The sequence below is a fragment of the Listeria aquatica genome, assembly GCF_014223975.1.
In the GTDB taxonomy this organism is placed as follows: Bacteria; Bacillota; Bacilli; order Lactobacillales; family Listeriaceae; genus Listeria; species Listeria aquatica.
The window spans coordinates 204,383-217,940 of record NZ_JAARRM010000001.1; the positions used below are offsets into that span (position 1 = coordinate 204,383).

Genomic DNA, 13,558 nt, shown 5'->3' on the forward strand with positions numbered 1-13,558 from the left:
GTGAGTTAGAGGGCTTTTTTTATTTGATACGTCGAATTGTAGATTTCGGAGCGTTTTGGAAATTGCCAAGTGGTGAATAATTCAAAAAGAAATCATAGTTTAGTAACCGGATGAATGAAAGTGATTGAATCATTTTCATTTTTTATGTAGATCATAAAGATTCATCATAAGCGTATGATGAGGATAAAGCTCTCCTGCAAAAACTTTAAGAAAGTAAAGGAGAAATGACATTGACAAAGTTTTCAGAGTTTGGTCTGGACGAAAAAATTGTAAAATCTGTTGAGAGAATGGGGTTTGAAGAGGCTACGCCAATTCAAGAAAAGACGATTCCGATTGGCCTTGAAGGAAAAGATTTAATCGGACAAGCGCAAACGGGAACGGGAAAAACGGCTGCGTTTGGTCTTCCAATGATTCAAAAAATCGATCAAAAGAATTCTAATGTACAAGGATTGATTATTGCACCGACACGTGAACTTGCGATCCAAGTTTCGGAAGAACTATACAAATTGAGTTATGATAAGCATGTACGAGTACTTGCTGTTTATGGCGGTTCAGATATCAGCCGTCAAATTCGTTCGTTAAAGAAAAACCCGCAAATTGTTGTCGGAACACCTGGTCGTATTCTTGACCATATTAATCGGCGTACGCTGAAGCTTGACCATGTTGAGACACTTGTGCTCGACGAAGCAGATGAAATGCTTAACATGGGGTTCATTGATGATATTGAATCCATTTTGAAAGAAGTGCCAGATGAACGCCAAACTTTACTATTTTCTGCAACGATGCCGGATCCAATTCGTCGTATTGGAGAACGCTTCATGCATAGTCCAGAACTTATTCGTGTTAAAGCGAAGGAAATGACTGCTCTTTTGATTGAGCAATTTTTCATCAAGGTACATGAAAAAGAAAAATTTGATGTACTAAGCCGTTTGCTTGATGTGCAATCCCCTGAGCTTGCCATTGTATTCGGACGGACGAAACGCCGTGTCGATGAGCTTTCGCGTGCACTTGATATGCGCGGTTATGTAGCTGAAGGGATTCATGGTGACTTAACACAGGCGAAACGAATGAGTGTACTTCGCAAGTTTAAAGAAGGAAAAATCGATGTTCTTGTTGCAACGGATGTTGCGGCTCGTGGATTAGATATTTCGGGTGTGACGCACGTTTATAACTATGATATTCCGCAAGACCCGGAAAGCTATGTGCACCGGATTGGTCGTACAGGTCGTGCCGGAAAAGAAGGTATGGCGATTACATTCGTACAACCGCGTGAAATGGGTTACCTTCGCACAGTGGAGCAAACTACGAAGAAAAGAATGCAACCTCTTAAGCCACCAACTTGGGATGAGGCTTTTGCTGGTCAACTTCGTGTTGCGACAGAAAAAATCACAGAAATTATTACTGAAGAAAATCTAGCGGACTATAAAGCAGTCGCAAATGAATTGCTTGAAAACTATGATGCGACTGATATTGCGGCGGCGATGCTTAAGATGCTCGCAAAAGAGCCCGATCAAACACCAGTTCACATTACAGAAGAGCGCCCACTTCCTTCTCGTGGTGGAAAAGGCGGCGGAAAAGGGAACTATCGTGGCGGTGGCAAAGGCAATTATCGCGATCGTAACAATAGCGGCAAGGGACGACGCGGTTCAAGCAATGGTTCGCGTGATCGTCGCGGCGGCGGAAAAGGCAATTACTATAAGAAATCAAATAATAACAACAACAAATAAAAGTTGTATGTAAAATGAAAAAGCAGTAATTTAAGGAATTAATTCCTCAAATTACTGCTTTTTGTTTGGGAAGCATACTTAAAAAGGCTACCAAATAAAGGGAATCAGTTTTTTCGTGTTCTTTCGATAGTCCTCGAATTGTTTTCCGTATTTATCAAGCAGATAGTTGTCTGCATTTGGAATATAAGAGAACATAAAAAGTAAAAGCAAAAAGACGGGAATTGTGAGGGCCCACCAGTTTAAAGTCACAAGAGCAAACCCTGCCACCCAAAGAACGTCTCCGAAATAATTAATGTGGATAGCATATTTAAAAAATCCGCCGGTATAAAGCTTTCCTTTATTAGCTGGATTATCCTTGAAAGGCTTTCGTAATAGTTCGGAAGTGGTATTAACGAAACTGCCAATCAAAAAAAGAGCGATGCCGATCAAATACATGCTCAAGTTGAAAGAACTGTGATTGTAAATTGCAAATAATGGAAAACCAATATAATAAATAGCAAATGCCGTGCTATTTCCAATCGCTTCTTTCCAACTAACTCCTCTATGAAGCCAAATAAAACTCATGGCATTAAGGCGAATAAAAGTAATCAATAAAAATAAATAAAGTGTATAACTTAAATAACTAGCTAAGTCTGATCTGACGATTAAGTAAACTGCAAGCGTTAAGTAAATGAGTTGCATGATTAATGTAAACCACTTCGATCCAAGCGTTTTTTGTTTAATTCCGTACATATTTCTTTTCCCCCTTTATGTTTCAGTTTGTCATAGTAAAAGGGGATTTTCAACGGAAAAGGGAGAAAATTAAAATAGAAAAGGATGGGGCATTAACCTAAATTTGAAAACGAAAACGGGGGTGGAAATCAAAAAAGATTTTCTCACCCGTTTTTTGAGTTTATGTAGCCGGCTATGGCGGCATATTTTCGTAAATTAATAAGCCTAGTTCATTTCTCACCTACGCACGCATAAGGAAGTAAAACGCAAATGAGCCTTCAGATAGGCGAACGCTGTATCGACATCGGTTTTTCGTTGCCGATACAGGTGGTTCTGCTCTTTAAAAAATCATTTTTTTGATTTTTGGAAGTCTATTTTTTTATTAGAATAACGATTTATGCCCTAAATTAGGTTCTGATAAAATAAGATCAATGATGTAGTGTTAAATGCCATTTAGAAAAAGTTTAATGTTGTCAAGGCAATAAATGTATTATATAATATGTGTGAATTTTCTTGAAATAAAAATCATCAGGAGGAATAATGACATGAAAGAAAATGAATTGCGAGAAATACTAGGTATAGATATTTCGGAATATAAAGAGTGGGATGATTATATTAATGTTTGTGGTCAAAAATTTATTAAAGAATATTTTCCGTTTTTAGATGATAAAAGACCACTGACATCAATTAGCATATACTCATTTTATCCATTACTTTTTAAAGAAATGCTCTTTATTTCCGAAGAAGATATGAAAAATTTGATTAAAATTTCACATTTTCATTTCATTAGTTTATTTTTACTAGATAAGATATATGATAAGCAAAGGTTTTTAGAAGCGTTTGATTTGTTAGCACTTTTAGATATGCATTGCGATAGTAAGAGAAATGTAATAGAGTTAATGGGAAATAGTAAGTGGCTAAATGACATAAACAAATGTTATTTAGCAACTAAGTACGGTCTTTATGAAGAAAAATATAGATATACAAAAGATACAAAGATGTCTTTAGAAGAAATTGAAGAATATTGCTTTTCGAAATTTTCGTATATGAAAATAGCTATTTTTTATACGCAGAGTTTTCAAACTATGGGAAAGAGGATACTGTTCGTAGCCTACTGCTGTCACATGACTATTTTGCGGTGGGGCGACAAATATTAGATGATATAGATGATTTTGAAGAAGATTACGAGGAAAACGCATTCAATATATATACAAGTTTTTTTATTAAAAAATATGGTACAGGGAAAAAAGTTTTCAAATCAAAAAAATTGAGAGAAGAATTAGCGTCTTTGGCTGTTAAATATTTAGAGGATTCTTTGAGTGCAATTGGAGCAGATATAGAATCAGGTTGGTCTAGATACGTTTTGTTTTATCTTAACGAGGCTAAAAAAATAAGAAAAAGCTGATAAAATCAGCTTTTTCAAAGTTTTTGCTTATTTCTACCAAGAGATTGTGAGACGAGGATTAGATTCTGTTTCGATAACAGATTCAGAAGTCTTGTTAGTATCTTCCATGTTGTCAGCCTCCTTTATATGTTTGTTTGTAGTATAAATCTAAAAAAATTTTTTCAAATATTTGGACTAGGGGGTATAATCAAATGAATTGGAAAAGAAATAATAAGAAGTTATATATTAAAAATAGATTAATCCTATTAATTGGAGTCATTGATGGGCGTGAATACAAGTTCTTAGTGGACACAGGCTCTGAAAGATCCTACATGATGAGGGATTTTAGACTGGATTTATATAAGAGGAAATTAGATTACTTGCTAAAAGTAAAGGGCGTTGGCAATCCTTCTTTAGAAAATTATGAATACCAGATTCCAATTATTAATTTAGCTGGATGTGATATTGAAAATTCTTCATTTATTGTAAAACAAAAAAACTTCTACTTTTTAGATTACTGAAGATTCATGGCATCATAGGTTGGGATGTTTTAAAAAGAATAAATTTTCAAATCAATCTAAAGGAGAAATCTTTTAAAATCTATAAAAAAGAACAGAATTTTAACTGTAAAGATGGATTTGGATTTAATTAGGTAAGGGAAACTTATTGCCAATTTATAGAGTTCAGCAAGATAATGGAGAAAGGTTGTTTCTCATTGATACGGGATCAGACTATTCTTATTTGTTTGGTGAGAGTTATCAGAAGAAAACATTACAAAAAAGAACTATAACCTTTGGAATAAATGGCTTTAAGATAAAGCGACTAAAATATTTGTTGCATTTTTTGTTTTTTAGCAAAGGAGAAAAAAAGAATTTTTTTATAAATGAAATTTATTTGAATGAATGGGAAAGTCCTGTAGATATTGTTCTTGGAATGAATGCTTTTGAGAACAAAACATTAATTTTTAATAATAAAAACCATGAAGTATATATAAAATAACAGCAGGAGGATAACAGAATGGAAGAAATCGCTAAACAGTCGAAGAAACAGATGTATAAAGTTATTTTAAGTACTATTACAGGAAATTTAGGAAGTGGGATACTCACCTTTATTATTGGATTACTCATTTTACGTCACACCAGTTCTGCGCTAAGTTTTGGGGTTTCTCAAGTGATTGGTCCCGTCGTCGCACTTATTCTGCTTCCTTTTACGGGAAGCATTGTCGACCGGTTTGACCGAAAAAAAATCGTCATCTATGCACAACTACTAAGCATCGTAAGCTTGGTTCTTTATGCTATCGCGATCTATTATCAAGGATTTAATCAGTTAATTTATACTTATTTACTTTTAATTTGTTTGCGCATCTCAGATCTGTTTCTGACAACCTCACTAACATCTTCTGTTCTCCATATTGTAGTTGAAGAAGATATTCAAAAATTAAAATCCTTCCAGCAAATGATTGCCTCACTTACAGCGATCATCGCTCCAATTTTTGGAGCCTTATTACTCGACATCTTACCGCTTGTTTATTTAGTCCTTTTAGAAAGCGCAATCGAACTTATCACGATCCTTATTGTTGTAAGTCTTGACTTTCGGCTTGTTGAAATAGCGATGGAAGAAGAGGCAGAAGAAAAAACGCAATCGATTCTTAAAATGTTCCAACAAGGTCTTGTTTTTGTTAAAAAGAGTAGGAAGCTTGTTTTTGCATTATTTTTTTCAATGCTAGTAAACTTTGTTTTCGGTCTTGTTGCAGTTGGGTTGCCATATATCCAAATTGAGGTACTCCATTTTTCAAATAACATTTACGGAATAACAGAAGCGATTTTTTCGTTTGGCATGGTTTTATCAGCCATCCTCCTTTCAATGTCAAAAACGATCCAATTTCCATTATTTCATTCTTGGTCAATGATTAACAACATGGGCATACTTTTCCTGTTTTTAGGAGTTTTCCTTGTTTTTCCGTTTGAACAAGTATATTTTATCCTCGGGATTGCTCTTTTTAATTTACTAGCTGGACTTCTCATCACAAGAATCAACGTTCCCGTGACGATTTGGTTAACAAAAGAAGTACCAAGCCACTTTCAAGGACGTGTGTTCAACATCTTAAACACTGGCGCACAGCTACTTTCACCAATTGGAATTTTATGTTTTTCTGGATTTTTCGATATCTTCGGAAGCGCCTCTATTTTTATGGTAGCAGGAGGAGGAGTAATACTTATCGCTTTACTGTACCCACTCATCTTCAAAGTAGACCTTAAATCGACGGGTTTATAATGGTGGTTTTATACGGCTCCTATGGACAAGTTTGTTTCGCTATTATCTAGAAAAGGAGTTTTTTTAATGATCACTAAAAAGGATATTAAAAGATATGCTCCTGAATTTAAGGAATAAAGCGTGGCGCTCTCAGATTGGAAGGTCTGAATACCAAGTCAGTTTATCAACTATTAACAAATGATTCATTCAGCAATGCCTACGAACAAGCAATCAGTATCCCTTGTGCGAACAAGCTCTTCTAAATGAAAATAAGAGACAGAGGCTAACCACTGGATAGACTCGAAAATGGTTAATCGTTCGATAGGAAGATTAATACTGAGCAAGTCATATTATGCGCAGACTGTCTTTCAATAGGGCTTTGATTTTGCGACCTGAAAAGTGGACTGTGTGTAGACGTATAAAATAAGCTTTAATATCTTCTGCAGATGATACTTAGTTATCCCTCGTTCTTGTTTGGAAGGCTTCTTGATTATACTGTTTATACAAAAAGATCAAACCTTAAAATTTGGTTTAGATGTTTTAATTTAACATAGGTGATCTTTTTTTTTGTACCTAAACAAATAAATCCCTATTCTTTTTAAGCGTTTAAAAAGGATAGGGATATTTCTTGCGACAGGGATATATGTCTTCCAGTTTAAAAAAATGGATTATTTCATCGTATTTATGATCAAACCGATATGTGTAAAGTAATTCATAACACCAAAGGCAATGAAGATGATACCTGCGATAAGCCAAAGTATCTTCACGGTTTTTACTAGCCCTGCTGCAGGATTCTTCTTTAAGATTAGTGGGAAAAGCACAGCGCCAAGTCCGGTAATGGCGTATAGCAGAGAGATGAAGCTTGCTTCAACAAGAGGATAGTCCGCTAGAAGACCAGAAATAGGTTCTTCTTTCGGTGCGGCAAACAGTTGAAATGTAACGCCTGCGATGCCAATTGCAATAAGTGCAAGCCCCATAGCAGCCCCAAAATAGGAAAGGGGTTTTAAGAGTCCGGGTAAATCCTCTTGAAGACGTTTAGCAATTAATTTATCATTTCTTGCATCGAGCTTTTCGTCCCGCACATAAACGTGATTACGTCTATGAAGTAAATAAGCAGCGGCAAGAAGCAAAATGCCAAATGCAAGGACAGGTTCACCAAAAATGATATCATCAAAAGGAAATCCGATTTTGGAAAGTGGCCATGTAAGTGACATATGAGCACCTGTCAGAGTTAAAATGAATCCAGGGATGGCAAATCCGACAACCCAACTGTCAATTTGTCCGATTTCCTCTTTTTGAAGTTTTCTCCCAAATTGTAAGATAAGTAATAAAGCAATCCCTGTTGCAACCGACATAATGGTATTGTAAACTGCTGTGTTCGACCAATCAATAACCATTTGTCATTCCCCCTTTTTTATTGAAATAATATTCATTTATTACTATAACACCGTTTGGAAGGGTTTTCTTGTGTTTTGTTTGGGAAAAAATACACAAGTGAAAATAAGCTCTATCAGGAAAAAATGGGGAAGTAGTAGGAAATGAGTTTTATTATAAAGGGGAATTATGAATAAGAAAAGTGCTTAATATTTTTATGAATAGAAGAAGAGGATAAAAATTAGGGAACTAATTTTTATCCTCTATAACAAATGAATTTTGATGATATAAGTTTTTTAGATTTGTTCTTTGTTCTTGCGTTTGCGGCGTACAAAAAATAGAATAGCTAGAAGCAAAATCAATAGACCAGCCCCAGATAGGCCAAGAATAAGCCAAATATTTGAATGTTCTAGGCCAACCGCTTCTTTATTAATTGATTTTGCGCTATCACCAATTTCGAAGTCTTTCTCGAATTTCCACTTATGACCTGATTGATCTTTTGCTGTCATACTAAGATGATATTTTCCAGCTTTTAATTCTTCATCATTCCAAGGAATGGAGAAATCATAGTTAGAGTTTGGTGCCATAGATTGATTTTCTTTTGTCACTTGGTGGAGGATTTTTGTATCCTGAGCTTTTGTGACTTTAGCGTTAATCTTCATGTTTGAGATAATGACGGGTGTCGTGTTTTGTAAATTGGCATTTACGACAGTATGATAATTTTCAAGACCAGCTTCTATTTGATTCAATTTAAGTTTTGGAGAAACAGGTTTGTCATTTTCAGAAAGTCGAACACCGATAACATAAGAATAATCATTTTTTATTTGAACAGAAGAATCTTTATCTGTATCTGTATCAGCTTGTTTTTTGTGGATATAAAAACCACCTAATAGGATACCATCCAAATCTTTTTCTGGCATGGTTACTTCATAATCGACATCTTTTTTCTCTTTTGCGTTTAGTGTGACGATTTTTTCTCCTGTAACAAGTTTACTAAAATCGTGCTTTAAGCTTGAGTCAGTTTTTTTCTTAGACGAGCTATAATCAATTACACCATTGCGATTAGTGGTCGCTGTATTCGGAGAGACTTCTATTTGAACTTTTTCATCAGCATTATTTTCAAAGTGAAGTGTCAATTTTTGCTTTTGTCCTGGTTTCATTCGTAGATCAAAATATGTCTTTGTTTTATCAATTTGATTATCTGGAATAATTGCTCGTACACTATAATTCATATCTGCAGCAAGACCTGTGTTTGGCAAGAAAGTGAGAGTTACTAAAATCCCCATTAACATCAAAAATAATTTTTTCATTTGTTTCTCCTTTCAAAAAGAACAATAGTTTGGTTGTTTTTTCATGAAATGATATTTAGGAAATGGGTGCGTCTGTTAATTCCCAATTGATTGTTGCTGTATAATCAACATCAGCATCAGCAGTTCCTGGCAGTACTTTTAGCGTTACATTTTCATTTTTTTCAGCAGTTCCTGAAAAAACGTCTACCCATGTCCCGCGACCAGTATCTTTTTTGGCATTCATCATGATTTGAGCGTCAGCATTATTAAACGTGACATCTTTTGTGTCTGGTGCTTCAGAGATGTTAGCACTTTGTGTTTCAGCTTGTCCATTTTTAAAGCTTAGCTCAGCGCCTTTTAATACTTTGTTACCGTCGGTCGATTTAAACTCCGAAGCTTTAGCAGTTAATGTCCATCCAGCTCCAGTACCACGATTATCTGTAACTTGAACAAAAGGATTTTCATTTTGTGCATAATAAGTCATTGTATTTGAAGAAATTGTTTGTGTTCCAAATTCTATATTCGATACATAGTCAATTGAGAGTGGACCACTATTTCCTGTTCCCGGATTTTCTGGATCAGTTGGATCCACTGGGTTTGGCGGATTTGGATTGTCAGGATCAGTTGGATCAATTGGTGTTGTAGTGCTTTCATCTGCTTCAAACGCAATATGATTTTTTGATGTAGCATCACTTACAGATGCTGCATAAGCAGCAGGTGTTATTCCGAATGAAATTAGAAGTCCTAGTCCAGCAGTAATTGTTACTATTTTTTTATTCATTTTATTCTCTCCCTTATTTTGATTAAGCATTTGGCGCATCCACCAAGCTCCAATTTAATGTTGATGAATAGTCACCTGAGTAGTTTCCAGCAGGAACAGTTAGCTTGATTTCTTGATTGTTAAACAAATCTTCCCAAGTGCCCATCCCTGTTTTTTCATTGGCTTGCATAATGATAGCACTACCGCTTCCATCGGCAGCAAGTGTAGAAGCAAAATTATTTGGTGCATCTGAAACATTCCCAGCCGTTGTTTTTAGTTCTCCTTTTGGAATTGTAAGTTCTGCTCCCTTTAATACTTTTGAAGCATCCGTTTGATCTTTAAATTCACTAAGTGCCACTTGAAGTGTCCAACCTTGACCTTCGCCACGACGGTCAGTCACCTGTACATTTGGATTTTTTGCAGTTGATGTATAAGTTTCTGAAGTAGACGAAATTTGGTGCGTTCCAAATTCAAATGGTGTGACATTATCGATAGTTAGGCTACCCGTGTTTCCAGTACCACCACCTGGTTCACTTGGATCGATTGGATCAACTGGAGTAGTTGTATCACCTGCTGTTAAACTAACAAAAGCATGCGAATTAGCAGTATTCGTTTCTTCTGCGAAAACTTGTGCTGCGGGGCTTGCGACGATAGCGCTCCCAGTGATTACTGTTGCAATTACTAAATTTTTCATTTTCATTGTGTTTTTTCCTCTTTTCTTTTTTTGTTTTGGATAAAGTAGATACCAATCAGAATAATGCCGATAGAAGGGAGGGGAGACTCGGCTGTATCACCTGTTTGGGGCAGGTGAGATATTGATGCTGTTCTACTTGAATTTCTTTTTTTATTTTCAATAGTTTTATTTGTTGATTTAGAAGGATAGGTTGCATTTTTATTCTTTTCGTTTTGTGCAGAATCATTCTTCTCATCCCCACTGATAAAATGGATTCCTGCGTGACTCTCTGCATGACTTACTGGATTGTTAGCAAACACAGAAGTAGGAGAAATAAAGAATAAAGCACAAAGACTAATTATGAACAATGATTTTTTCATTCTCTATCTCCTTTCTAAGAATTAGGGGTATCTTCTAAAGTCCACTCTACTTCACCAGCATAGTTTCCTTTATATAACCCAGGATTTAAATTAAGTGCAAGTCCCTGATTAGTATTCCAATTAACGACATGCTCGTTTGTATCCCCACTCGTTCCTGAATCAATAAGAACTGATTCATTTTCTGAAAGAGTTTGTCTTGAACCATCTGAGCCAATATAAACTAATCCATTTGGGATAGTATGCTTGCCATCAACAGTTGTCATTTCTTTCTTCAATTTTGCGCTAAGTTTCCAACCACTTCCCGCAATTCGAGTATCACTAAATTTAAGACTTCCAGAGGAAACTGGAAATAGGGTAGTGTTACTTGTTGGAACTGCTAAATCACCAAATGAGAAGTTAGGAATGTCTAAAAAGGTTAAAGTACCATCAACTGCAACAGTTAATTCTTCTACATTAGATGTTGCGTGATCATTATCAACTGCATAAACTTTTACCGCATGTGTGCCTGTGTCAAGTTTTAGTTTTGTTGAAAAGTCGTGCTTACTTCCTACAGGAATGTTAGCGAGATTTTCTGCAAATTTGACAGCAGGAGCGTTGTCCACTTGGTAATAAAGACTTATACTATCACTATCACGATCAAGCCAAGAACCACTTAAAGTGAGTTCATCATCATCCTTTAAAGAAACCTGGTTATTAGCATCTTTTAATGTGAGGTTTGGCGGTGAATTACTTGAAATGGTGTATTTCATTTCATCACTGTGCGCAATAAAATTACTCCCTGTTACAACATCAGTATGGGTTACTTCATAATCTTCCTTAACTTGTTTTGCTTGTACATCAAAAATGATTTTTTCGAAATTGTTGTCTTTGCCAAGATCATCTAGCGTTATCTGAAGCGAGTTATCATCCCATGAATCATCTGGCAAAGCTTTTTCTTTTCCATCTGGAGTAATTAGCTTCAATGTGCCCGGGACATAGCTTAAATTAGCATCTAAGTTTTTAGTAAGAACAGGATGAGTCCAGTTTACTTTTCCGTCTTTATAAGAAGTTGTAATTTCATGTGTTAGCGTATCTCCTGCATAAACTTTTTTTCCAGTCACATTTTGATGATCCTCTTTTGTAAAGGCTTCTTCATAGACAGTACCATCAACAAGACCCGGAACATTTTCAAAGACTATCCGATTTTGAGCATAACTGTCACCTGTTGATCCTGTGAATCCCCAGTATACACTCGTCGTTCCGAAAACATCAGCCACATTAATTGGAATAGTAACAGGTGCAAGTGAATCCAATTGATAAGTTAGTGTGGATGCACTTGCATTCCAGTTCATTTGAAAGTGATGCCATTTATCATCTGAAAGATATTGATTTTCTGGATATTGTAAGTCATTGTGAATCAATTTCCTATACGAACTTCCGATAAGAGAGCTATGGTCATAATAAGAAGATTGTTTACCAGGGAAATTCCAAGCAATATGATTTCTCTTTTTGGAAATATCCATATCAAAGTCATTGTTGTAGTGTGTATCAAACTCAATTGCTACAGAATTCATGATCGCAAGGCCGAATTCCCCACGTTTGGTTGAATCCCAAACACCAAGCCGTTCACCTTCGCCTGTTCTAAAAGCATTGTTTTTGTTTGGATCGGCATGTAACACAAAAGCCATACCATCTGCTGCTTTACTTTCTTTATCGCCGAAGTACATATACATGGATGAAGAAAAATCTTTTGTTAGATCCATCATATTGTTATCTGTATTCCAGATGGCGCCTGCTTGTTTCTTTGTATCATTTGTTACTTCAACAATGTCAAGATCATCACCGCTTATAACAGAACTGTTTGCACCGGCTGGAACTTGGAAAATTCCTTCTGTTTTAATTCCAGTTGGTGGGTTATTGGCTTCATTCGCGAAGCTAACTTTAGGAGCACTGATAAATAGTGCAGTAACAATAAGAAACCCAAAAACTAATTTTTTCATTTTCCCCCTCCTTTCAAAAATTTATCAATTTGTAAAGAGTTCTACAGATGATTGGTTCGAATGTTGTTATCAATTCCTTGTTGCAAAATAAATTATATCGGTTTTTTTTTTATGTGATAGACAAAAAATAAGTTATAATAAAAGTTTTTTTGTCTGTAGCTATACAAACAATAGATAATGAATGAGGATGTTCATAAAAGAAGTAGAGAAATGGGGTCGATAGAGAAATTTTAGTGAATATAAAAACTGACAAGTGCCATCGCGGCACTTGTCAGTTTTTTTCTTATGGAACTAGAAGTCCCAATAAGCGCTTGTATAATTTGTAGCCATTGTATCACTATTTGAACCAAGAAGTGGTTCTTGAATTGGATCCCATGGAGCCATTGAGCGTCTAAGTGCTGAGTGGAATACATAACCTTGTGAGTTCCCTTGGATTAGACGCATTGGATAAAGTTTTTGTACATTTCCATAATTAATGGAGATATCTGCGTTTACTTCGCCGTGAACTAGCCAAAATTCTTTTGGTGTTTTAAAAGCGATTCTAGTCCCGTTAATAGTAATATCTTTTTCTGAATAAGTGAACCAACGATCTCCTAAAAGTCCTTTACGTTGTACACGACCACTGATGTTTTCTTTAAATGAAGGTTGTTTAGCAATAGTGGCAAATTCTTGTGGTAACTCAATTGTTAAATAGGAATTGTCACCATCAACAAAACCAGTGTCGAACGACCGGTAGTGTAGATCGATATAGCCTGTTTCAAAACCAGGGATTTCCTCCTTGTCATAGTAAGGAACAATAGAACCTGTCAAGTTTCCGTTTGCGGTAACAATAAGTGTTCTTGATTCTGGTTCTTCCTTATTTACTGCCTTTTTGGCGCTAACAGATGCTGGGGCAAAAATAAGTGAACAACCGATCATTAATCCCATTGCGCCAATAAAAATTTTTTTCTTAAGCATTAAAAATCCTCCTTTGTTTTGTGTTACTTGTGGAGTTTAGCATGATTATTATCTTGTGTGCTAAAAAATAG

General features: G+C 35.6%; 14 protein-coding genes. 6 read left to right on the plus strand and 8 right to left on the minus strand.

What is annotated here, in order from left to right:
• Positions 1-230 precede the first annotated feature (230 nt).
• On the plus strand, positions 231-1,727 hold the full coding sequence (gene cshA / locus HB912_RS01020; protein WP_185371822.1) for a degradosome RNA helicase CshA: 1,497 nt from the start codon (positions 231-233) through the stop codon (positions 1,725-1,727).
• Positions 1,728-1,814: 87 nt separating this feature from the next.
• Here the strand turns inward: cshA and HB912_RS01025 are convergent, their stop codons facing one another.
• A complete protein-coding gene (locus HB912_RS01025; RefSeq protein WP_185371823.1) occupies positions 1,815-2,459 on the minus strand; it encodes a methyltransferase family protein in 645 nt (214 codons plus the stop codon).
• Between the two features lie 524 nt (positions 2,460-2,983).
• Between HB912_RS01025 and HB912_RS01030 the strand changes: the two genes are divergently transcribed.
• The 5 genes from HB912_RS01030 (at position 2,984) to HB912_RS01050 (ending at position 6,096) form a co-directional block, all read left to right on the plus strand.
• Positions 2,984-3,595 carry a hypothetical protein gene (locus HB912_RS01030; RefSeq protein WP_185371824.1) on the plus strand — a complete coding sequence of 204 codons (612 nt, stop codon included), beginning with the start codon at positions 2,984-2,986 and terminating at the stop codon, positions 3,593-3,595.
• Positions 3,577-3,843 (plus strand): hypothetical protein, encoded by a 267-nt coding sequence (locus HB912_RS01035; RefSeq protein ID WP_185371825.1) that lies wholly within the window; start codon positions 3,577-3,579, stop codon positions 3,841-3,843. Before HB912_RS01030 ends, HB912_RS01035 begins: the two co-directional genes overlap by 19 nt.
• A gap of 191 nt (positions 3,844-4,034) precedes the next feature.
• On the plus strand, positions 4,035-4,343 hold the full coding sequence (locus tag HB912_RS01040) for a pepsin/retropepsin-like aspartic protease family protein (protein WP_185371826.1): 309 nt from the start codon (positions 4,035-4,037) through the stop codon (positions 4,341-4,343).
• Between the two features lie 145 nt (positions 4,344-4,488).
• Positions 4,489-4,821 (plus strand): hypothetical protein, encoded by a 333-nt coding sequence (locus tag HB912_RS01045; RefSeq protein ID WP_185371827.1) that lies wholly within the window; start codon positions 4,489-4,491, stop codon positions 4,819-4,821.
• Positions 4,822-4,839: 18 nt separating this feature from the next.
• On the plus strand, positions 4,840-6,096 hold the full coding sequence (locus HB912_RS01050) for an MFS transporter (protein ID WP_185371828.1): 1,257 nt from the start codon (positions 4,840-4,842) through the stop codon (positions 6,094-6,096).
• A 647-nt stretch (positions 6,097-6,743) separates the two neighbouring features.
• Here the strand turns inward: HB912_RS01050 and HB912_RS01055 are convergent.
• From HB912_RS01055 to HB912_RS01085, 7 genes are all read right to left on the minus strand, one after another.
• The gene (locus HB912_RS01055) at positions 6,744-7,472 is read right to left on the minus strand and encodes a DUF981 family protein (protein ID WP_185371829.1); all 729 of its coding nucleotides are present in this window, start codon (positions 7,470-7,472) and stop codon (positions 6,744-6,746) included.
• Between the two features lie 273 nt (positions 7,473-7,745).
• Positions 7,746-8,759 (minus strand): WxLIP family cell surface protein, encoded by a 1,014-nt coding sequence (locus HB912_RS01060; RefSeq protein ID WP_185371830.1) that lies wholly within the window; start codon positions 8,757-8,759, stop codon positions 7,746-7,748.
• A gap of 55 nt (positions 8,760-8,814) precedes the next feature.
• Positions 8,815-9,519 (minus strand): WxL domain-containing protein, encoded by a 705-nt coding sequence (locus HB912_RS01065; protein ID WP_185371831.1) that lies wholly within the window; start codon positions 9,517-9,519, stop codon positions 8,815-8,817.
• Between the two features lie 22 nt (positions 9,520-9,541).
• Positions 9,542-10,198, minus strand: a complete 657-nt coding sequence (locus tag HB912_RS01070; protein WP_036072586.1) for a WxL domain-containing protein — start codon at positions 10,196-10,198, stop codon at positions 9,542-9,544.
• On the minus strand, positions 10,195-10,551 hold the full coding sequence (locus HB912_RS01075) for an LPXTG cell wall anchor domain-containing protein (RefSeq protein ID WP_185371832.1): 357 nt from the start codon (positions 10,549-10,551) through the stop codon (positions 10,195-10,197). The genes HB912_RS01070 and HB912_RS01075 overlap by 4 nt, the downstream gene beginning before the upstream one ends.
• A gap of 14 nt (positions 10,552-10,565) precedes the next feature.
• Positions 10,566-12,530: a lectin-like domain-containing protein gene (locus HB912_RS01080; RefSeq protein ID WP_185371833.1), complete on the minus strand. Its 1,965-nt coding sequence runs from the start codon at positions 12,528-12,530 to the stop codon at positions 10,566-10,568.
• 291 nt (positions 12,531-12,821) lie between these two features.
• The gene (locus HB912_RS01085) at positions 12,822-13,487 is read right to left on the minus strand and encodes a hypothetical protein (protein ID WP_185371834.1); all 666 of its coding nucleotides are present in this window, start codon (positions 13,485-13,487) and stop codon (positions 12,822-12,824) included.
• Between the last annotated feature and the right edge of the window lie 71 nt (positions 13,488-13,558).

Bases quoted from the DNA above. Each gene is read 5' to 3' on its own strand.
- HB912_RS01025 (WP_185371823.1), bottom strand. From the start codon at position 2,459: ATGTACGGAATTAAACAAAAAACGCTTGGATCGAAGTGGTTTACATTA.
- HB912_RS01030 (WP_185371824.1), top strand. From the start codon at position 2,984: ATGAAAGAAAATGAATTGCGAGAAATACTAGGTATAGATATTTCGGAA.
- HB912_RS01040 (WP_185371826.1), top strand. From the start codon at position 4,035: ATGAATTGGAAAAGAAATAATAAGAAGTTATATATTAAAAATAGATTA.
- HB912_RS01050 (WP_185371828.1), top strand. From the start codon at position 4,840: ATGGAAGAAATCGCTAAACAGTCGAAGAAACAGATGTATAAAGTTATT.
- HB912_RS01055 (WP_185371829.1), bottom strand. From the start codon at position 7,472: ATGGTTATTGATTGGTCGAACACAGCAGTTTACAATACCATTATGTCG.
- HB912_RS01060 (WP_185371830.1), bottom strand. From the start codon at position 8,759: ATGAAAAAATTATTTTTGATGTTAATGGGGATTTTAGTAACTCTCACT.
- HB912_RS01065 (WP_185371831.1), bottom strand. From the start codon at position 9,519: ATGAATAAAAAAATAGTAACAATTACTGCTGGACTAGGACTTCTAATT.
- HB912_RS01070 (WP_036072586.1), bottom strand. From the start codon at position 10,198: ATGAAAATGAAAAATTTAGTAATTGCAACAGTAATCACTGGGAGCGCT.
- HB912_RS01075 (WP_185371832.1), bottom strand. From the start codon at position 10,551: ATGAAAAAATCATTGTTCATAATTAGTCTTTGTGCTTTATTCTTTATT.
- HB912_RS01080 (WP_185371833.1), bottom strand. From the start codon at position 12,530: ATGAAAAAATTAGTTTTTGGGTTTCTTATTGTTACTGCACTATTTATC.
- HB912_RS01085 (WP_185371834.1), bottom strand. From the start codon at position 13,487: ATGCTTAAGAAAAAAATTTTTATTGGCGCAATGGGATTAATGATCGGT.